We start from the raw sequence: 20,133 nt of genomic DNA on the forward strand, positions 1-20,133 counted from the left end.
GAGGGGAAGTCTTGATTACAGTAGAGGGAAATGCCAAGATAAACTTGACGCTGGACATCCTGGGCAAGCGCCCGGATGGCTACCATGAGGTCGCGATGGTCATGCAGTCCATCAACCTGCACGACACGCTGACGCTCTCGAAGATCCCGAGCGGCATCGAGCTCACGCTCGACGTGCCGGGCCTCGAGGCCGACGAGCGCAACCTCGCCTGGCGCGCGGCGCGCCTCCTCTTGGACGGCGAGAGCGTCAAAGGCGGTGTGCGCATCGCACTGACGAAGCGCATCCCAATCGCCGCGGGGCTTGCGGGCGGCAGTGCCGATGCAGCCGCGGTGCTGCGCGGCGTCAACGCGCTCTACGAGCTCGGCCTGACAGAGGCGGAGCTCTGCGCGTACGGCGCGAAGCTCGGCTCGGACATCCCGTTCACCATCGTGGGCGGGACGATGCTGGCGACGGGCCGCGGCGAAGTGCTCGAGGCGCTCGACCCCGTGCCGCCCTTCTGGGTCGTGCTCGCCAAGCCGAAGATCTCGGTCTCGACGGCCTGGGCCTACAAGCATTACGACGAGCAGGGCGCAGAGCAGCATCCGGACAACGCGGCCATCATCCAGGCCATCGCCAAGCGCGACCGCGCGGGCATCGCTTCCTTATTGTGCAATGTACTGGAACGTGTTACTATAAAGCAGTATCCAGTCATCGCGCAGTATAAGGAATGGATGATGGAGAAGGGCGCGCTTGCCAGCATGATGTCGGGCAGCGGCCCGACCGTATTCGGGCTCTTTTCAGCCGAAGAGGAGGCGCGCCGTGCCGCCGCCTTCCTCGAGGAGCAAACGGATGCGGAACTCTTCGTCTGCCAGACGGCAGGCGCCAATTGCGATACGATACATAAGAGATAAGAATTGAGGGGAGTCAAATGGAGCAGAGATTGTCACCAATCAAATTAGACAGCTACCAGCCATTGCGTGAGGTTGTCTGCGAATCGCTGCGGGAGGCGATCCGCAAGGGTATCTTGAAGCCGGGCGAGCGCATCATGGAAATCAAGCTCGCTGAGGAGCTCGGCGTGAGCCGCACGCCGGTGCGCGAGGCCATCCGCAAGCTCGAGCTCGAGGGCTACGTCGTCATGATGCCGCGCCGCGGCACCTACGTGGCCGACATGTCCATCCGCGACATCAACGAGATCTTCGAGATCCGCACGGCGCTCGAGTCACTGTCGAACAGCCTCGCGGCGGAGCACATCACGGAGGACGAGCTCGAGCATCTGCAGCGCCTGCTCGTCATCATCGGCGGCTACATCAAGGAGTTCGAAGAGGGCAAGGACCGCGAGGGCGCGATGGAGAAGATCGTCGAGACCGACATCGAGTTCCACGACCTCCTCTACCATGCGGCGCGCAACAACCGCCTCGTCGGCATCATCTCGAATCTGCGCGACCAGCTCACGCGCTTCCGCACACTGTCGATGTCGTACCCGGGCCGCCTCGAGGCGACGCTCGAGGAGCACCGCGAGATCGTCGAGGCCATCGCCAACGGCGACGGCCGCGGCGCGAGCAAGGCGGCGGAGCACCACATGGAAAACTCCGAGAAGACCCTCCTCAAGGCGATGGACATCGCGACGAGCCGCAAGGAGAAAGCGGCCAAGAAGAAAAAAGCGCGCCCGCCCCAAAAGGACGCGTGAATTCTACAGGGTATTTACGCTCAATATGCTGTCAGCAGCATGAAGAATATAGAGATGGGAGAACGATAGTATGTCAGATTTAGTAACCGTCATCCTCGCGGCCGGCAAGGGCACGCGCATGAAGTCGAAGCTGCCGAAGGTCCTGCATAAGGCGGGCGGCAAGACGATGCTGCAGCACGTCATCGATGCGGCCAAGGCGGCCGGTGCGAAGCGCAACATCGTCGTGACGGGCTTCGGCGGCGAGATGGTCCGCGAGGCCATCGGCACGCAGGCGGAGTTCGTCACGCAGACGGAGCAGCTCGGCACGGGCCACGCCGTCCTGCAGACGAAGGGGCTCCTCAAGGATGAGACGGGCACGGTCATGGTCCTCTGCGGCGACACGCCGCTCTTGACGGGCGCGCTCCTCAAGAAGCTCTACGACGAGCATGTGGCAGCCGCTGCCAAGGCGACAGTCCTCACGGCCATCATGCCGGATGCGACGGGCTACGGCCGCATCATCCGTTCGGCGGACGGCTCGGTCGAGAAGATCGTCGAGCACAAGGACGCGACGGAAGAGGAGCGCAAGGTCCGCGAGGTCAACTCGGGCATCTACTGCTTCGCGGCCAAGGACCTCTTCGAAGCGCTCTCGCACGTGACGAACGACAACGCGCAGGGCGAGTACTACCTGCCGGACGTGCTCGAGATCCTCAAGAAGAAGGGCGAGAAGATCTGGGCCGTGGCCGCTGACGACTACGAGGACACGCTCGGCATCAACTCGCGCCTGCAGCTCGCCGGCGCCGAGAAGATCCTGCGCCGCCGCAAGAATGAAGAGCTCATGAGCGAGGGTGTCACCATCATGGACCCCGCGACGACGTACATCGATGACGACGTCAAGGTCGGCCGCGACACCATCATCTACCCGATGACGTGGCTCGAGCATGGCACGGTCATCGGCGAGGAGTGCGAGATTGGACCGAATGTCCGCTTCCAGGACGTCAAATGCGGCAACCGCGTGACGGGCCAGTTCATCTACGCGCACGAGTGCCAGATCGATGACGATGTCAAGCTCGGCCAGTTCGTCCACCTGCGCCCGAACACGCATCTCTTCGAGGGCGTCAAGATCGACAACTTCATCGAGGTCAAGAACTCCAACATCGGCAAGGGCTCGAAGCTGCCGCATCTCTCCTACATCGGCGACTGCGACATGGGCGAGAACGTCAACATGGGCTGCGGCACGATCACGGTCAACTACGACGGCAAGAAGAAGCACCGCACGAAGATTGGCAACAACGCCTTCGTCGGCTGCAACTCCAACCTCGTCGCACCGGTGACGATCGAGGACGATGCCTACATCGCCGCGGGCTCGACCATCACGAAGACGGCGCCGAAGGGCAAGCTCTCAATCGCGCGCGCACGCCAGACGGTCATCGAGAGCTGGCACGATAAGCGCGACGAGTGAGTCGCACCTCTGTGACTTTTTTTAGCAATTTGCAGGGAAATATGTCCCTTTTCGTCCATCTGTGCTATACTGTAAGGAGAGACGACTGGGCGGAGCCCGTCCTCTTTGAGCAATAATCTAGGTGTAAGGATTTGGAGGATTTTAACAAAATGGCTTTAGACACTGCTAACTTATGCATCCTGACCGGTAATGCAAACCCGGATCTCGCGAAGAAGATTGCCGACCACATCGGCGTCAACCTCTGCGATGCATATGTCGGTCATTTCAACAACGGTGAGACGCAGGTCATGATCAGCGAGAGCATCCGCGGCAAGGATATCTTCATCATCCAGCCGACGTCTTATCCGGTCAACGACAACCTCATGGAGCTCCTGATCATGGCAGACGCCTGCAAGCGCGCTTCGGCACACAGCATCACGGCTGTCGTCCCGTATTACGCCTATGCACGTCAGGACCGCAAGACGCGCGGCCGCGAGCCGATCTCGGCGAAGCTCGTCGCAAACCTCATGACGACGGCTGGTGTCACCCGCGTCGTGACGGTTGACCTCCATGCCGGCCAGATCCAGGGCTTCTTCGACATCCCGGTCGACCACCTGGCAGCCGCTCCGGTCATCGCGAATTACTTCCGCGCACAGAAGTTCGACGATGTCGTCGTCGTCTCGCCGGACCTTGGCGGTGTCACGCGTGCGCGCATCCTCGCCGACCACCTGCAGGCACCAATCGCCATCATCGAGAAGCGCCGTCCGAAACCGGGCTGCGCTGAGGTCATGAACCTCATCGGCGATGTCGAGGGCAAGACGGCCGTCATCATCGACGATATTGTCGATACGGCAGGCTCCCTCTGCGAAGGCGCCCGCGCCCTCGAGAAGCGCGGTGCAAAGCGCATCTTCGCTTCGTGCTCGCATGCCATCCTCTCTGACCCGGCTGTCCAGCGCATCAACGAGTCCCCAATCGAGAAGCTCGTCATCACGGACACGATCCCGCTGCCGCCGGAGAAGCAGTCCGACAAGTTCGTCGTGCTGTCGCTTGCCGACGCACTCGGCGATGTCATGATGCGCATCCAGAGCCACCGCTCGGTCAGCCAGCTGTTTCGCTAAGATACGTGCGTCCTTCAAGGACAAGCCATAAAAAAGAGAGCCTTCTCGAAAGGCTCTCTTTTGCTATGCGATATAAAATTTGGAACTAGAAGATAGAAGGTGACCCATTTGAATCATCCGGATAAGCGGGCGGAGTCCGATGAGCTCGGGCAGCAGAAGAATGTGACGGACCTCTTCATCCGCCACTTCGGCTTCTGGCCGCAGCTCTCGGACCGAGAGAGAGACCTACTCAATGCCCATACGCATGCCGTCCACTACGAGCGCGGCACGCAGGTCCACCGCGGGCCGTTCGACTGCATCGGCGTGCTGCTCCTCAAGAAGGGGCAGCTGCGCGTCTACACGCTGTCGGAGGACGGCCGCGATGTGACGCTCTACCGTCTGTTCGCCGACGACATCGGCATCCTCTCGGCCGCCTGCACGCTCGACTCTGTGACCTTCGACGTCTACATCGACGCGGAGGAGGATACGGACGTGCTGCTGACTGACGCCTCGGCCTTCCGCCGGCTGTCGGACGCGAACATCTACGTGCGCTGCTTTGCCTACGAGCTCGCCTCGAAGCGCCTCTCGGACATGCTCTGGAAGATGCAGCAGGTGCTCTTCCTCTCGGCCGACCGCCGCTTCGCCATCTTCCTGCTCGAGGAGAGCGAGAAACGGAAGAGCGAGGTCGTGCACCTGACGCACGAGCAGATGGCCCGCTATATGGGAACGGCCCGAGAGGTCGTCACCCGCCTGATCAAGTACTTCAATCAGGAGGGCTGGACCACGTCGGGCCGCGGCTATCTGCGCATCGAAGACCGCGAGGCACTCAGGCGCCTCGCGGGGACTTACTGATCGCTGTATGGTGTTTGCCTTGTATGAGGGGGAGAGACTGTAGGCGATGCTCAGCCGAGCAGTGCTTCGACCTTCTCCTTCGGGATCAGGCCGACGGACTCCTGGACCTTCTCGCCGTTCTTGAAGACGAGCAGCGTCGGGATGCTCATGATGCCGAACTGCTGCGCGAGCTCGGGCTGCTCGTCGACGTTGATCTTGCCGACTTTGACGTCTGGGTGCTCGCTCGCGACTTCGTCGACGATCGGGGAGAGCATGCGGCACGGGCCGCACCACGTCGCCCAGAAGTCGATGAGGACCGTGCCCTCTGCCTTCAGGACTTCGCTGTCGAAATTCTCTTTGGTGATCACAATTGCTGCCATGATAGGGAAACCTCCTTGTGCCAGGCTCGATGAACTCGGGGAGCTCTATGGGAGCCATATGGAAAAAGTATCGTGTCTCATCGAGAGGGACGTGCTGCCGCTTTGCGCGCACGTCCCTGTGATTTTTCTTCAGTATAGCAGAGGGGGGGCACGTTTTCCGTGACTTGCTCACATTTTCTTTGCCTCGTTTATCCCCTGTTTAAGTCGGACTTCTATACTATAAGGGCATTTGCAGCGGGGAGAGCTGCAAATACCCGGAAATTTCCATGCACAGAAGGGGCAGCTGTGCTATAATGGGCATACTGCTGCGAGCAGAATACGGTATCGGATACTAAGATATTACAGGAGGAAAAAAGAAAGTGGATCTAAGTATAGCGGATTTACTCAAGACCATCATCCTCGGCGTTGTGGAGGGTCTTACGGAGTGGCTGCCAGTATCGAGTACGGGCCATATGATTCTTGTCGATGAGTTCATCAAGCTCGACGTCAGCAAGGCGTTTATGGACATGTTCCTCGTCGTCATCCAGCTCGGCGCCATCATGGCCGTCGTCGTGCTGAGCTTCGAGAAGCTCAATCCGTTCTCTTCGTGGAAGACGCGTCAGGAGAAGCACGACACGGTGCAGCTCTGGATGAAGGTCATCGTGGCCTGCATCCCGGCCGCAGTCATCGGCCTGCTCTTCAATAAGTACATGGAGGAGCACTTCATGACGGCGCCGGTCGTCGCGACGACGCTGATTTTCTACGGCATCATGTTCATCATCGTCGAGAACTACAACAAGCACCGCCGCCCGGTCATCACGGACCTCCGTCGCCTCGACTACAAGACGGCCTTGATCATCGGCATCTTCCAGGTCCTCTCGCTCGTGCCGGGCACGAGCCGCTCCGGCGCGACGATCCTCGGCGGCCTGCTGTTCGGCGCGAGCCGCACGGTGGCCGCGGAGTTCACCTTCTTCCTGGCCATCCCCGTCATGTTCGGCGCGAGTGCCCTGAAGATGGTCAAGTTCGGCTTCCATTATACGGGAGCCGAGATCATCATCCTCGTCGTCGGCATGGTCACGGCCTTCATCGTCTCCATCCTGTCCATCAAGTTCCTCATGCGCTACATCAAGACGAATGACTTCAAGGCATTCGGCTGGTACCGCATCGCGCTCGGCATCGTCGTGATCGCCTACCTCTTCATGGTCGGCGATCCGACGGCTAATGACTAAAATGAATTCCTCCTGGGCCTTTGGCCCAGGAGTTTTTGTCTTTATGGATTAGATGTGATAAACTGAAATGATGAACGACAACGATAGCGAAAGATATAGGAGATAGAACAGTATGAAAATCATTGCAGGTCTTGGCAACCCCGGTGCGGAGTATGCGAAGACGAAGCACAATGTCGGCTTTATGTTCATCGACGCGCTGGCGGATGCCCTCGGACTCTCGGCGTCGGACTGGAAGGACAAGTTCGAGGCGAAGGTCGCGGACGCGCGCATCGGCACAGAGAAGGTCGTGCTCGTCAAGCCGCAGACGTACATGAATGAGAGCGGCCGCGCCGTCGGCCCGCTGATGAACTGGTACAAGCTCGCCCCCGAGGACCTCATCGTCGTGCACGACGACATGGACATCCCGGCCGGCACGATCCGCATCCGCAAGAAGGGCAGTGCGGGCGGCCACAACGGCATCAAGTCCATCCTCGCGCATGTCGGCGACGAGCATTTCGCGCGCGTGCGCATCGGCATCGGCCGGCCGCTGCCGGGCTGGACCGTCGTCAACCACGTGCTCGCCGGCTTCCCCGAGGAGGAGCAGCCGAAGATCCGCGAGGCCATCGATTACCTGATTCCCGCGGTCGAGTGCATCGTGACGCACGACGTCGACATGGCGATGAACCAGTTCAACCCCAAGAAGAAGAAAAAGGCGAAGAATGTACAGGCTGCAGAGGTAAGTGAAACAGAGGCAAAGGAGGAGCAGCATGAGCAAGCAGAATGAGGCCATTACGGCCGTTTACGCCGATGAGGACGGCAACATCCTCGATGCGCCGGGCATGCGCGGCATGGGGCGCACGGGCCGCGAGAACATCCTGCTGAAGCCGGAGGACCTCATCCCGCTGCCGGAGAGCGCGGACCTCATGCTCTTGCCGGACCGCCTGGCCGTCGGTCAGAGCGCGGACGGCGAGACGATGCCGATAAGCGGCCTCGCCGTTGCCGCCATCCTGCCGGCCGGCTACACGCGCCTCTACATGCCGGCCTACGAGCGGGCGGAGGAGGCACAGCGCCTGCCGCTCTACGGCTACACGGCCGTCGTCGTCTACAAGGACGAGCTCTGCTGCGCGGCCGTCTACACGGACGAGAACGAGAAGTGGGACCCCGTACACTACAACACGAAGGAGCTCGCGAAGCTCGTCAAGCGCACGAAGAAGGACCTGCCGGGCAACCGCATCGTCGAGCAGGTCGGCGGCTGCTCGCTCAAGTGGCACTGCTGCACGGCGCAGAACCTCTTCTACCGCCGCTGGGAGTGCGGCATCCCGACCTCGCCCGTCTGCAATGCGAACTGCTTCGGCTGCATCTCGCTGCAGCCGGCCGAGTGCTGCCCCTCGCCGCAGGAGCGCATCAAGTTCCGCCCGACGCCTCAGGAAATCGCTGAGGTCGGCATCTACCACCTCTCGGTCGCACCGGACGGCATCGTGAGCTTCGGCCAGGGCTGCGAGGGCGAGCCATCGCTCGCGGCCGACAACATCGCCGCGGGCATCCAGCTCATCCGCGCGAAGACGAAGAAGGGCCAGATCAACATGAACTCCAACGCGGGCTGGACTGAGGGCATCAAGAAAATCGTCGATGCCGGCCTCGACTCGCTGCGCGTCTCCATCATCAGCGCGCGCGATGAGGCCTACGATGCCTACTACCGCGCGAGCTACCACCTCGATGACGTCAAGGCGTCCATCCGCTACGCGCTCGACCACGGCGTCTACGTCTCGCTGAACCTGCTCTACTTCCCGGGCTTCAACGACCGCGAGGAAGAGCTCGCGGCATGGCAGGCGTTCTTCCGCGATCTGCCCGTGCAGATGATCCAGGTGCGCAACCTCAACATCGACCCCGACGCCTTCCTCGACATCATGCCGGAGCCGCAGGGCAAGATTCTCGGCACGCGCCACTTCATCGCCGCACTGCACGAGGAGTTCCCGCAGCTCGTCATCGGCAGCTTCAGCCACTACGTCGAATCATGAGCATCACAGCTGTGTGACAAATCTATGTAACAAATGGTACGACAAAGATGGGCCCGCTGTACTATACTAGTCTCATCGAAAGACGAAAAAGATAAACGATAAGAGATAGAAGGCAAGTGCCGGCCATTCAGGGTCTGCTGTATGCCATACAAGGAGCAATGACGATGAAAAAACTGGACCTCAAGAAAAGCGTGGCGGAGCTCGTCCGCGAATACCCGGAACTCAAGGAGATACTGGCAGAACTCGGCTTCAAGGACATCATGAAGCCGGCGGCCCTGCAGCTCATGGGCCGCATCATGACGCTGCCGCGCGGTGCCGTCGTCAAGGGCATCCCGATGGAGAAAATCCGCGCGACGCTCGAGGCGAAGGGCTTCACGCTGACGGGCGCAGAGCAGCAGGCGCGCCAGGCCATGCTGCGCGAGTACATCGCGCGCCTCAACGGCGGCGAATCGCTCGAGACGGTGCGTGCCGACTTTGTGCGCCACTTCGAGGACGTCAAGGCTGAGGAGATCGCCGAGGCGGAGCAGGACCTCATCAAGGGTGGCGTGCCGCTCAAGGATGTCCAGCGCCTCTGCGACGTCCATTCTGCTTTGTTCCACGACTGCTCGGAGAGCGAGAGCAAGGAGCAGGAAGCGCTGCGCAAGACGGCAGAGAAGACGCACGCCGCCGCTGCCGCAGCCGCCCTGCTGACGACCGATGACCTGCCCGAGGGCCATCCGCTTAGCCTGCTGCGCCTCGAGAACGACGCGCTCGTCCGCCATCTCGACGCCATCCACCACGAGATGGTCGGCGCGGGCGATGTCGCGAAGCTCACGGGCCTCATCGCGGGCCTCAATGCCGTGCGCTCGCACTACGCCAAGAAAGAGGAGCTCCTGATGCCGATGCTCTACGACTACGGCGTCACGGGTCCCTCGCAGGTCATGTGGGGCGTCGACGATGAGATCAAGCGCGAGCTCGGCGTCATCACGAAGGCGCTCAAGGAGGACAGCGAGAGCTACCCGCTCTACAAGGGCCGCATCGAGCCGCTCTGCACGCGCATCCGCGAGATGGTCTTCAAGGAAGACCGCATCCTCTTCCCGCTCTCCCTGCGCTACCTGACGCAGGAGCAGTGGTTCATGGTCTACCGCGACCTCTTCGAGATGGGCATGGCCTTCGTCGATGCTGAGACGATGCCGCGCTGGCCCGAGGGCGAGGCCTGGATGAAGGAACAGTCGGCCAAAGACCTCAAGCCGGAGCTCCTCGAGGGCAAGGTCAAGCTGCCGACGGGCGAGCTCACGCTGAAGGAGCTACAGGGCATCTTGAAGCTCCTCGACGTCGACATCACCTTCATCGACAAGGATGACATCCTGCGCTACTTCCTCAACGAGGGCAAGATCTTCTCGCGCCCGCTCTCCGCGCTCGGCCGCGAGGTCTACAACTGCCACCCGCCCGAGATCATCCCGGTCGTGCGCCAGCTCTTGCTCGACTTCAAGGCGAAGAAGCGCACGCACATGGAAATCTACCGCCGCATCATGGGCCGCCCCGTCGGCGTGCGCTACGCGGCCGTCTACGATGCGGATGGCGAGTACATGGGCGCCGTCGAATTCGTCCAGGACTACCAGAAGGCGCTCGACAAGTTCCAGAAGTGATCGCAGCCGCATAAACGCATAAAACATAAAAGAAAGTCAGCTTCTCGCGATGGAGAAGCTGACTTTTCTTGTAATTTTCACACATTTCCATTATAATAAGAGTAAATCCACTTGTTGGTAAATGTATCTGGAGGCGATTATGATGATCAGACCGATTCCCTTCAATATCCGTGAGAATGCTGAGCGGGGCCGCGAGGTCCTCGAGAAGGCACTCGACTTTGTCGCAGACCAGCCCTGCAATCCGCTCGGACGCGTCAGCGGCGCGTTCTCGTCGTTCCGCGTCGATGTCATCGACACGCCGGACCGCTACGAGATCTTCGCCGAGCTGCCGGGCTTCCACAAGGAGCAGATCACGGTCTCGTACGACGATGCGACGGGCTACCTGACGATCAAGGCGGAGCGCCCGGACCCGGACATGGACGTCAAGTTCATCTGCCGCGAGCGCCGCACAGGCACCTTTGAGCGCACATTCGAGATCGACGGCATCGTCAAGGACGAGGTCACCGTCTCGTTTGACGAGGGAGTGCTCCACATCGTCCTGCCGAAAGAGCCGGCGGAGACGAACAAGACCGTCTTCGATATCCAGTGAGATTCCTGATATTTCCGAGGAGAGATATTTTTGTTTGCCAATCCATCGATGGAACAGATTGCGCCGGCAAGGCTCCGGGGAGTCCAGCAGGAGCGCCTGCCGAAGGCCCTGCGCTGGGCAGCCGAGAAGTGCGCGCACTACCGCGAGTCGTTCGCGGCGCGCGGCCTGACCGGCAATGCGCTCAAGGAGCTGAAAGCGGCCGAAGACCTGCAGGCGCTGCCGCTCTTGCGGCCGGAGGAAATGGCTGGCCAGCGCGCCTTTGACTTCCTGACGATGCCGCTCTCGAGCCTGCTGCGCATCTCGTGCATGAAGGCAGTGGGCGGCGAGGGGGAATTCGTCCACTTCGCGACGAACGGCGACATCGCCCACAACATCGAGCAGGTGACGCGGAGCCTCGTGGCCTGCGGCCTGCACAATGCGACGCTCGCAGCCGTGCTCGGCGACGGCGCCGACAGCCGCCTCATGGATGTCCACTACGCGCTCGAGTTCATCGGCGCAGCCACCATGATGCTAGGCTCCGAGGCCAAAAGCTGGCCTGAGCAGCTCGCCGTCGTGACGCCGGAGACGCTCATCGGCACGCCGGAGCGTATCCTCGCGCTCGATGACGCTCTGTTAGAGCACGGCAGCGGCCTCAGCAAACTGCCGCTCGCGCGCATCCTCTGCCTGCACACGGCCGTGCCGGCGGCAAGTACCGTCGCCTCGCTCAACGCGATGACCTCGGCCAAGGTCTACCACATGCTGGCCTTGCCGGAACTCGGCACGGCCGCGCCGTTCTTGCCCTGCGAGCCGGGGGAGCTCACATTCCACCTGCAAGAGGATTACGTCTTAGGTGAGCTTGTCGACCCTGTCACGCTGGAGCCGACGGAGTCTGCAGGCAAGCTCGTCTTGACGACGCTTGCAGCAGAGGCCATGCCACTCGTGCGGCTGCGCACGGGGCTCCTCGTCGAACCCATTCCCGCGCCCTGCGCCTGCGGCCGCACGCTGCGCCGCTTCCGCGTCGTGCTCGAGTAAGGCACCACAGTTTGTGATGCTCTGGCAATTCTTGGCAATATTTTGCCATGTTGGTTGCAAGATATGGCACAATCTGCTAGAATAAGAAAGAACTGAATAAAAACGATTCACTAGGGGAGCCGTTGGCTGAGAGGAGTATTCCGACCCTTGGAACCTGTTGGGTTAAGACCTGCGTAGGGAAGTGACAGAGCATATCTTGCCGTCCGGTACGCCGGACGGCTTTTGTTTTTCAGGAGGTATATTTCATGGCGACACAAATGCAGCAGGCCCGTGAGGGCCGCATCACCGATGCGATGAAGATCGTAGCAGAGGAGGAGCGTATCCCCGTTGAGACCATCCGCGAGCGCGTGGCAAACGGCACGATTGCCATCTGCGCCAACATCAACCACAAGAACCTGCGCCCGCGCGGCGTCGGCGAGGGCCTGCGCGTCAAGGTCAATGCAAACATCGGCACGTCGAGCACGTTCCCGGACATCGAGCCGGAGCTCGAGAAGCTCGACGAGGCCGTGCGCTGCGGTGCCGATGCCGTCATGGACCTCTCGACGGGCAACAACATCGACGTCTCGCGCCAGCGCATCATCGAGCATTCGCCGATCATGGTCGGCACGGTGCCGCTCTATCAGGCGACGGTGCGCTCCATCCGCGAGCATGGCGCCGTCGTCGAGATGACGGATGACGACATCCTCGAGACGATCGAGCAGCAGGCAAAAGACGGCGCGGACTTCATGACGCTGCACTGTGGCGTCACGCGCAGTGCCATCGAGCGCATGCGCCGCCAGGGCCGCGTCATGGACATCGTGAGCCGTGGCGGCTCCTTCATCGCGGGCTGGATGCTGCACAACGAGATGGAGAACCCGCTCTACGAGCACTATGACGACATCCTCGACATCTGCGAGAAGTACGATGTGACCATCAGCCTCGGCGACGGCATGCGCCCCGGCTGCACGGCCGACGCGACGGACCGCGGCCAGCTCACGGAGCTCATCACGCTCGGCGAGCTCGTGGACCGCGCCTGGAAGCGCGGCGTCCAGGTCATGGTCGAGGGACCGGGCCACGTGCCGTACGACCAGATCGAGGCGAACATGAAGCTCGAGAAGCGCCTCTGCCGCCACGCGCCGTTCTACGTGCTCGGACCGCTCGTCACGGATATCGCGCCGGGCTACGACCACATCACGGCAGCCATCGGCGGCACGCTCGCCGCCGTCTCCGGCGCGGACTTCCTCTGCTACGTCACGCCGGCCGAGCATCTGGCCCTGCCGACGATCGAGGATGTCCATACGGGCGTCATCACGAGCCGCATCGCCGCCCATGCCGCCGACCTCGTGCGCGGCGTACCGGGCGCACGCGAGTGGGACCTCGAGATGGCCAAGGCGCGCAAAGTCCTCGACTGGAACCGCCAGATGGAACTCGCCATCGACCCGGACCTCGCCAAGAAAAAGCGCGGCGCCCGCAACCCAGCCGACGAAGGCGCCTGCTCCATGTGCGGCGACTACTGCGCCGTCGAGATCATCAACAAGTACTTCCATAAAGAGAATTGCCCGTGCCAGGACTGATATGTCTGCCGCACGCGCGTAAAAAAGCTACTGTCCGCATCGACGGGCAGCAGCTTTTTGGTTGCGCATGTTATTTGATTTTGTTGAGGCGGTCGGCGAGCTTCTGGGCCGACTCGTCGTCGTAGGTGCAGGTCATGATGGGCTGGGCGCCGAGCATGACCGTCTTGCCGTCGACATAAGCTGCCTCTTTGTTATGGCCGTTGTGGTAGGCCGCCGCGAGGTTGCCGACGACGAAGTAGGAGCGCTCTGCCGCCGACATGTCGCCAGCCGCTGCCGGCGTGACGAAGTTCTTGCCGTTGACCGAGACCGTGCCGTCCTTGACCGTCACGTGCTTGTTGCTGTACTCATAGAGCTTCTTGACGTACGTGTCGCGGCGGTCGCCGTCCGACGGATGGTCGGAGAAGAACTGCTGCATCGAGTTTTCCTGGCCCTTGGACTTGTCCATGACGCGCTGCCAGACCGCGGCACAAGCGCCCGGGTTGTAATTGGAATGCGTGATGTACTCAAACGCCAGCGCATCCGCCTCGCGCTCCATCGGCTTCGTGATGTTGCGGTTGTTGATGATCCCCGCCACGATCGCACCGAGGTCTGTGCCCGTCGCCGCGCCGAGAATCGACATATTGAGGCTGCGCCGCGCCCCCTTGGCCGGATGGTCTTTCTGGCCGTGGGCCATCTCATGCCCGAGCACGACGGCGATTTCATCGTCGTTTGTCAGGATGCTGAAGAGGCCCGTGTTGATGCTCATATTATGGCCAATCGTGCAGAAGGCGTTGAAGCTCTGGTCCTGATTGATGAAGTAGTTGTAGGGCTTGTCGTAGATCGTCGGGTCGACCGCACCAATCGCCGCCGTCAGGTTCGCCATGATGGTGTCGATCTTCCTGTTGTAGTAGGCGTCATTGTTGACGCCGTACTGCTTCTTCATCTCTTCGAAGAACTCCTGACGGCCCTCTTCGGAGTCGTTGTACTTCTTGAGGAATGCCGTGAGCTGTGCGTGCGCAGCTACACCCTGGATGCCCGCACCGATGATGCTGCCCCAGCCAAACTCCGCATGTGCGACCGGAGCCGGTGCGAGCCCGTATGCTCCGGGAATCATGATCATGCCCGCTGCGAGGACGGTGACGATTCGTTTCTGCAAGGATTTCTTGATTTCCATGATGCTCATCCTTCCACTTTGTCGTATTCAGACTATCCTGCTTCCATTATAGGAATAACAGCAGCAAAAAACAAGATGACAGCAGCAGGAGGAGCCTTTCGTTGGCAGAAAATTTTGCGCTAGGCAGGGGAATCGTCGAAAGATAGCGAATCCTTTAGCAAAGGGGTGTTCCCCGCAATCTGCAAGGAATCAGAAATGAGGTGTTTCATATGCTGGTGAAGGATATCATGACGAAGGATGTTGTTACGGTCAAGAAGGATGCGTCCATCCGCGAGATCGCGCAGACGATCGTGGACCGCGATGTCTCGGGGCTGCCGGTCGTCGACGATGACGGCACGGTCTGCGGCATCGTCAGCGAGGGCGATCTCGTGCGCAAGGAGTTCGCGCCGGAGCTGCCGGACGAGCTCTGCATCCTCGGCGCGGTCATCTACTACTCGGGCCTGCGCGAGTATCAGGATGCCTTTCGCAAGATTGCGGCCATCTCGGCGGAGCAGCTCATGACGAAGAAGCTCATCTCCGTCAAGCCGGACGACGACGTCAGCAAGGTGGCGAAGATCCTCTACGAGAAGCACATCAAGCGCGTGCCCGTGCTCGACGATGAGAAGCACCTGCTCGGCATCGTCAGCCGCCGCGACATCGTCAAGATGATGCTCGCGTGATGCGCGGTGAGAGGCATGACGGACATTGTAGCTGTGGTTTGCCTATGATAGGGCAGGCTGCCGCCATGTGTCCGAGATACGAAGGAGAGCCGTTTCTCTTGCGGGAGACGGCTCTCTTTCATTTCTGGTTCGTTTCTTTTTCCTTCGTCTTCGGCTTGCCCGTGCGGCTGGAGAAGAGGTAGACGAGGATGGTCAGCACGATGCCGAGCAAGCCGTAGGGCCAGCCCTTCTCGATGAATGCATAGACGGTGGCGCCGAGGCAGAAGAGCACGGCGAAGAACGTCTGTTTTGCATTCTCGCGGCGGTAGCGGAAGGTCTCGTAGTCGATGCCGACTTCCTTCTCGAAGCAGGCCGAGCAGATGATCTCCTTCTTGCCGTCCTTGCCCTGATGCACAAGGGCCTCCTTCTCGCTGAGCGCGCGCCCGCAGATTGAGCAGTGGAACATGATATCCCTCTTTTCGTGGATTTGTCGCCTGATTTCTCAGAACCGTTGACATAGTCTATTATAAGGCCACTGTGCCAATTTTGCCACAGGGAAATCTTCCTTCTGGAACCTCTAGGATTCCTTGACACTAAAGGAAAAAATCAGTAGAATAGTAAGGTATAGTTTATGTCAAGACTACCGATATAAATATGCATGAAAGCAAAAAACGAAAAGGGGGGTGAATATTATCGTTACAATAATATTAGCGGTAATAGTAGCGGCATTCGTCGGTGCTGGCATCGGCTACGTCATGCGCAAGCGCACGGCGGAGTCGCAGATCGGCTCGGCGGAAGCGGAAGCAAAACGAATTGTAGATGATGCAGCCCAGCGTGGCGAGACGAAGAAGAAAGAAGCCCTGCTCGAGGCGAAGGAAGACATCCATCGCCTGCGCCAGGAACTCGACCGTGAGACGAAGGAGCGCCGTTCGGAGCTCCAGCGCCAGGAGCGGCGCGTCGTGCAGAAAGAGGAGAACCTCGACCGCAAGCTCGATTCCATCGAGAAGCGTGAGGAATCCCTCTCGCGCAAGGAAGCGCGTCTCGACAAGAGCCAGGCTGCGGTCAATGAGATGCACGAGCAGCAGAAGGCTGAGCTCGAGCGCATCTCGGGCCTGACCGCAGAAGAGGCCCGCACGACACTCATGGCTGAGGCGGAGGAAGAACTCAAGCACGAGAAGGCCATGAAGATCAAGGAGTACGAGCAGCAGACGAAGGACGAGGCGGACAAGAAGGCCCGCGAGATTCTCTCGACGGCCATCCAGCGCTGCGCGGCTGACCATGTCGCGGAGACGACGGTCTCGGTCGTCGCACTGCCGAACGACGAGATGAAGGGCCGTATCATCGGCCGTGAGGGCCGCAACATCCGCACGCTCGAGACGCTGACGGGCATCGACCTCATCATCGACGACACGCCGGAGGCCGTCATCCTGTCGGGCTTCGACCCGGTGCGCCGCGAGATCGCGCGCATCGCACTCGAGAAGCTCATCCAGGATGGCCGCATCCATCCGGCGCGCATCGAGGAGATGGTCGAGAAGGCGAAGCGCGAAGTCGACCAGCGCATCAAGGAAGCTGGCGAACAGGCGACGTTCGAGACGGGTGTCCACGGACTCCATCCGGAGCTCATCCGACTGCTCGGCCGCCTGCGCTACCGCACGAGCTACGGCCAGAACGTGCTCAATCATTCCATCGAGGTCGCGCACCTCGCCGGTGTCATGGCAGCCGAGCTCGGCTGTGATGTCATGCTCGCGAAGCGCGGCGGCCTGCTCCACGATATCGGCAAGGCCATCGACCACGAGGTCGAGGGGTCGCATACGACCATCGGCGCCGATATCGCCCGCAAGTATCGTGAGTCGAAAGACGTCATCAACGCGATCCTCTCGCATCACGGTGATGTCGAAGCGACGAGCGTCGAGTCGGTCCTCGTCTCGGCAGCAGATGCTGTCTCGGCGGCACGGCCGGGCGCGCGCCGCGAGAGTCTTGAGTCGTATCTCAAGCGCCTGAAGAGCCTCGAAGAGATTGCCGAATCCTTCGACGGCGTTGAGCGCTGCTTTGCCATCCAGGCAGGCCGCGAGATCCGCGTCATGGTCAAGCCCGACAAGGTTGACGATGCGGAGGCCGCAGCACTCGCCCATAACATTGTCAAGAAAATCGAAGACGAGCTCGAGTACCCGGGTCAGATCAAGGCCACGGTCATCCGCGAGACGCGCGTCGTCGATTATGCAAAATAAACGGTTCTGCTGTACTGAGGGTGCGGGCTTTGTCCCGGACCCTCAGTCTGTTAAGAGGGTACTATCATGTTTGGTTTCCAGTCAAAGCGCAGCAAAGAGGAGGAGAAGGCGGGCATCCAGTTCCTGGCTTCGATGCTCGTCTGCTACCCCGAGATCAGCTCTCTGTCGTACGACCCGCGCCGCTCGACGCTGACGTTCGAGTTCATTGTGCGCGGCGATTACCCCGCGGCTAAGCTCGACGCGTTCGCGCGCCTGCTCTCGGAGAGCATCGAGACGTACCACGTGGTGGTCGCCGACGAAGAGGTCGGCGCCAACATCTGGGTCGAGGAAGTCTCCGTCGAGAAGAAGACGGTCATGTTCCACGTCGAGCGCGATGTCATGACGCTTGAGCGCGACGAGCTCACATTGATCGCGCGGCTCTTCACGGAGCACTTCGGCAAGGCGCTGCTCGTCGACGAGCACTCGCTGCAGAAGCTCGAGGAGGATTTCGCGACGGTGCAGAGCGACCTGCTCGACCAGATGCTCGACCAGGTCCAGCGCCAGGAATTCCGCTTCCGCATGCACATGGTCGGCCTGCGCGAGAACGACCGCGTCGTCGTCTACAACCGCTGATGCGCTGATAAAGAGATAGAAAGAAGGATAAACTTGAAAGTCATGCTGGTAGGGGATGTCATCGGCCGCTCGGGCCGACGGGCATTCTGCAAGATTACGCCAAGACTCCGCAAGGAGAAGGATATCGATGTCGTCATCGTCAACGGGGAGAACTCCGCGGGCGGCAAGGGCTTCACGCGCAAGTCGCTCGACGAGCTCTACCGTGGCGGCGCGGACATCGTCACCTCGGGCAACCACGTCTGGGATAAGCGCGATGTGCTCGAGTTCATCGATCAGGAGCCGTTCCTGATCCGCCCGGCGAACTACCCGGAGGGCACGCCGGGCAAGGGCTGGTGCAGCTATCCATTCAAGGCGAAGAACATCGGCGTCATGAACCTCTCGGGCCGCGCCTTCATGCCGCCGCTCGACTGCCCGTTCCAGAAGGTCGAGGAGCTCCTGCACGAGATGCGGGATGAGTGCGACATCGTCTTCCTCGACTTCCATGCCGAGACGACGTCGGAGAAGACGGCGATGGGCTATTACCTCGACGGTCGCGTCAACGGCGTCGTCGGCACGCACACGCACGTGCAGACGGCTGACGAGCGCCTGCTGCCGCACGGCACGGCCTACATCACGGACCTCGGCATGGTCGGCCCGCGCGACTCCGTGCTCGGCGTCAAGACGGACCTCATCCTCGAGCGCTTCACGACGGCCATGCCCGTGCGCTTCGACGTCGCCGACGGTCCCTGCGTCTACTCGGCCGTCGTCGTCACAATCGACGATGCGACGAACGAGACGCGCGCCATCGAGCGCCTGCTGCTGCAGGAAGACGAGCTCTGAGCGAGCAAACATGCTTTTGAGAAAATGAAGCCGAAAAGCAGGAATTCCATGCAGGGCGACGAATAGTAACACTAGTGATAATTTAGATAGCTCAGATAGCAGCATGAATAGCGCTTACGTATTCCAGCATTAGGTGGACAAGGAGGTCGTGCTCATCATGGAAGTCTTGAAAGTTTCTGCGAAATCGAATCCGAATTCTGTCGCCGGCGCTCTGGCCGGCGTGATCCGCGAGAATGGCAGTGCGGAGATGCAGGCCATCGGGGCCGGCGCGCTCAATCAGGCCGTCAAGGCCGTCGCGATTGCCCGCGGCTTCGTCGCGCCGCACGGCGTCGATCTCATCTGCATCCCTGCCTTTACCGACATCAAGATCGATGGGGAAGAGCGCACGGCAATCAAGCTCATTGTGGAGCCGCGCTGAGCCCATCGTTCAGGCGATATTCAGGCGATTCAGGTACGATTTAGGAGTGAAATCAGGATGCCAAGTGATCTGCATATGCACACGACGTACTCAGACGGCAAGCTGACGCCCGAGGAACTCGTGGCAAAGGCGAAGGAGGCCGGCCTCTCGTACATGGCCATCACGGACCATGATACGGTGGAGGGGATCAGCCATCTCTACGAGAATGGCCTGTATCCGGCCAGGGGGATCCACATCATCCCGGGCATTGAGTTCAGTGCGCACCACCCGACGCGGGAAATCCACATCTTGGGGTACAACATCGATATCTACTACGGCGAGCTCGTCGACAAGCTCAACGATGTCACGGAGGCGCGCTGGACGCGCTTCAGCGAGATGGTCGAGAAGCTCCAGAATCTCGGCTACGAGATCAGCGAGACGGAGGTGCTGACGATCGCGGGCGCGAGCCGCTCCATCAGCCGCTCGCACATCGGCCGCGTGCTCGTCAAGAAGGGCTACTTCCCGACGGTCCGCGATGCGTTCGAGGCGATGCTCATGAAGGGCAAGCCCGCCTATGTGCCGCACTACCATCTCGAGGTCGAGGACATCATCGCCCTGATCAAGGCGGCCGGCGGCACGCCCGTGCTCGCGCACCCGAAGCTCATCGGCGACGATCGGATCGTCGAGGACCTCTGCTGCCGCGGCATCGAGGGCCTCGAGGTCTTCTACCCGCAGCACGATGCCGAGGATACAGCGCGCTATCTCGAGATGGCGAAGCGCTACAACCTGCTCGTGACGGGCGGGTCCGACTTCCACGGCTTCGCGACGCGCTACCCACAGGCACTTGGCGTTTTCACCATCGACGACTGCTGGGCGGAGAAGCTCTACCGTCCAACACAGAAACTCTGA

At 60.8% G+C, this 20,133-nt stretch carries 21 protein-coding genes and 1 riboswitch; of the genes, 18 read left to right on the forward strand and 3 right to left on the reverse strand.

Annotated elements, in window-relative coordinates; translation table 11 throughout:
* Positions 1 to 11 precede the first annotated feature (11 nt).
* The 5 genes from ispE to MITSMUL_RS09890 all read left to right on the forward strand — a co-directional run bounded on the left by ispE (position 12) and on the right by MITSMUL_RS09890 (position 5,032).
* Complete coding sequence (gene ispE / locus MITSMUL_RS09870) at positions 12 to 890, forward strand: 4-(cytidine 5'-diphospho)-2-C-methyl-D-erythritol kinase (protein WP_005842293.1); 879 nt, start codon at positions 12 to 14, stop codon at positions 888 to 890.
* A 17-nt stretch (positions 891 to 907) separates the two neighbouring features.
* On the forward strand, positions 908 to 1,666 hold the full coding sequence (locus MITSMUL_RS09875; RefSeq protein ID WP_005842294.1) for a GntR family transcriptional regulator: 759 nt from the start codon (positions 908 to 910) through the stop codon (positions 1,664 to 1,666).
* A 70-nt stretch (positions 1,667 to 1,736) separates the two neighbouring features.
* Positions 1,737 to 3,104, forward strand: coding sequence for a bifunctional UDP-N-acetylglucosamine diphosphorylase/glucosamine-1-phosphate N-acetyltransferase GlmU (glmU, locus tag MITSMUL_RS09880; RefSeq protein ID WP_005842295.1), 1,368 nt, complete (start codon positions 1,737 to 1,739; stop codon positions 3,102 to 3,104).
* Positions 3,105 to 3,253: 149 nt separating this feature from the next.
* Positions 3,254 to 4,201, forward strand: a complete 948-nt coding sequence (locus MITSMUL_RS09885) for a ribose-phosphate diphosphokinase (protein WP_036378525.1) — start codon at positions 3,254 to 3,256, stop codon at positions 4,199 to 4,201.
* A 99-nt stretch (positions 4,202 to 4,300) separates the two neighbouring features.
* On the forward strand, positions 4,301 to 5,032 hold the full coding sequence (locus MITSMUL_RS09890; RefSeq protein ID WP_419537975.1) for a Crp/Fnr family transcriptional regulator: 732 nt from the start codon (positions 4,301 to 4,303) through the stop codon (positions 5,030 to 5,032).
* 50 nt (positions 5,033 to 5,082) lie between these two features.
* Here MITSMUL_RS09890 and trxA read toward each other — a convergent pair whose 3' ends face one another.
* Entirely contained in the window at positions 5,083 to 5,391 is a 309-nt protein-coding gene (gene trxA, locus MITSMUL_RS09895) for a thioredoxin (protein WP_005842298.1), read from the reverse strand.
* Positions 5,392 to 5,750: 359 nt separating this feature from the next.
* On the opposite strand from trxA, the gene MITSMUL_RS09900 reads away from it, so the two are divergent.
* The 7 genes from MITSMUL_RS09900 (at position 5,751) to thiC (ending at position 13,377) form a co-directional block, all read left to right on the forward strand.
* Entirely contained in the window at positions 5,751 to 6,599 is an 849-nt protein-coding gene (locus MITSMUL_RS09900; protein WP_005842299.1) for an undecaprenyl-diphosphate phosphatase, read from the forward strand.
* Positions 6,600 to 6,711: 112 nt separating this feature from the next.
* Entirely contained in the window at positions 6,712 to 7,362 is a 651-nt protein-coding gene (gene pth / locus MITSMUL_RS09905; RefSeq protein WP_005842300.1) for an aminoacyl-tRNA hydrolase, read from the forward strand.
* On the forward strand, positions 7,346 to 8,596 hold the full coding sequence (locus MITSMUL_RS09910) for a radical SAM family protein (RefSeq protein ID WP_005842301.1): 1,251 nt from the start codon (positions 7,346 to 7,348) through the stop codon (positions 8,594 to 8,596). Before pth ends, MITSMUL_RS09910 begins: the two co-directional genes overlap by 17 nt.
* A gap of 164 nt (positions 8,597 to 8,760) precedes the next feature.
* Positions 8,761 to 10,224 carry a DUF438 domain-containing protein gene (locus tag MITSMUL_RS09915; RefSeq protein ID WP_040636211.1) on the forward strand — a complete coding sequence of 488 codons (1,464 nt, stop codon included), beginning with the start codon at positions 8,761 to 8,763 and terminating at the stop codon, positions 10,222 to 10,224.
* Positions 10,225 to 10,366: 142 nt separating this feature from the next.
* Entirely contained in the window at positions 10,367 to 10,813 is a 447-nt protein-coding gene (locus tag MITSMUL_RS09920; RefSeq protein ID WP_040636212.1) for an Hsp20 family protein, read from the forward strand.
* Between the two features lie 30 nt (positions 10,814 to 10,843).
* Entirely contained in the window at positions 10,844 to 11,824 is a 981-nt protein-coding gene (locus tag MITSMUL_RS09925; RefSeq protein WP_040636213.1) for a phenylacetate--CoA ligase family protein, read from the forward strand.
* 102 nt (positions 11,825 to 11,926) lie between these two features.
* A riboswitch (TPP riboswitch) is annotated at positions 11,927 to 12,021 on the forward strand.
* Between the two features lie 48 nt (positions 12,022 to 12,069).
* Complete coding sequence (gene thiC, locus MITSMUL_RS09930) at positions 12,070 to 13,377, forward strand: phosphomethylpyrimidine synthase ThiC (RefSeq protein ID WP_005842309.1); 1,308 nt, start codon at positions 12,070 to 12,072, stop codon at positions 13,375 to 13,377.
* A 70-nt stretch (positions 13,378 to 13,447) separates the two neighbouring features.
* Here thiC and MITSMUL_RS09935 read toward each other — a convergent pair whose 3' ends face one another.
* Entirely contained in the window at positions 13,448 to 14,530 is a 1,083-nt protein-coding gene (locus MITSMUL_RS09935; protein ID WP_147653004.1) for a M48 family metallopeptidase, read from the reverse strand.
* A 209-nt stretch (positions 14,531 to 14,739) separates the two neighbouring features.
* Here MITSMUL_RS09935 and MITSMUL_RS09940 point away from each other — a divergent pair, with 209 nt between their 5' ends.
* Positions 14,740 to 15,189 carry a CBS domain-containing protein gene (locus MITSMUL_RS09940; protein ID WP_005842313.1) on the forward strand — a complete coding sequence of 150 codons (450 nt, stop codon included), beginning with the start codon at positions 14,740 to 14,742 and terminating at the stop codon, positions 15,187 to 15,189.
* Between the two features lie 118 nt (positions 15,190 to 15,307).
* On the opposite strand, the gene MITSMUL_RS09945 is transcribed toward MITSMUL_RS09940, so the two are convergent.
* Positions 15,308 to 15,634 carry a hypothetical protein gene (locus tag MITSMUL_RS09945; RefSeq protein ID WP_005842315.1) on the reverse strand — a complete coding sequence of 109 codons (327 nt, stop codon included), beginning with the start codon at positions 15,632 to 15,634 and terminating at the stop codon, positions 15,308 to 15,310.
* Positions 15,635 to 15,851: 217 nt separating this feature from the next.
* Between MITSMUL_RS09945 and rny the strand changes: the two genes are divergently transcribed.
* The 5 genes from rny to MITSMUL_RS09970 all read left to right on the forward strand — a co-directional run bounded on the left by rny (position 15,852) and on the right by MITSMUL_RS09970 (position 20,133).
* Positions 15,852 to 17,396: a ribonuclease Y gene (rny, locus tag MITSMUL_RS09950; protein ID WP_005842317.1), complete on the forward strand. Its 1,545-nt coding sequence runs from the start codon at positions 15,852 to 15,854 to the stop codon at positions 17,394 to 17,396.
* A 66-nt stretch (positions 17,397 to 17,462) separates the two neighbouring features.
* A complete protein-coding gene (locus MITSMUL_RS09955) occupies positions 17,463 to 18,008 on the forward strand; it encodes a hypothetical protein (RefSeq protein ID WP_005842318.1) in 546 nt (181 codons plus the stop codon).
* Between the two features lie 33 nt (positions 18,009 to 18,041).
* On the forward strand, positions 18,042 to 18,827 hold the full coding sequence (locus tag MITSMUL_RS09960) for a TIGR00282 family metallophosphoesterase (RefSeq protein WP_187115564.1): 786 nt from the start codon (positions 18,042 to 18,044) through the stop codon (positions 18,825 to 18,827).
* A gap of 157 nt (positions 18,828 to 18,984) precedes the next feature.
* Positions 18,985 to 19,245, forward strand: coding sequence for a stage V sporulation protein S (locus tag MITSMUL_RS09965; RefSeq protein ID WP_036377856.1), 261 nt, complete (start codon positions 18,985 to 18,987; stop codon positions 19,243 to 19,245).
* A gap of 57 nt (positions 19,246 to 19,302) precedes the next feature.
* Complete coding sequence (locus MITSMUL_RS09970; protein WP_040636214.1) at positions 19,303 to 20,133, forward strand: PHP domain-containing protein; 831 nt, start codon at positions 19,303 to 19,305, stop codon at positions 20,131 to 20,133.

The sequence above is a fragment of the Mitsuokella multacida DSM 20544 genome (genome assembly GCF_000155955.1).
GTDB lineage: Bacteria > Bacillota > Negativicutes > Selenomonadales > Selenomonadaceae > Mitsuokella > Mitsuokella multacida.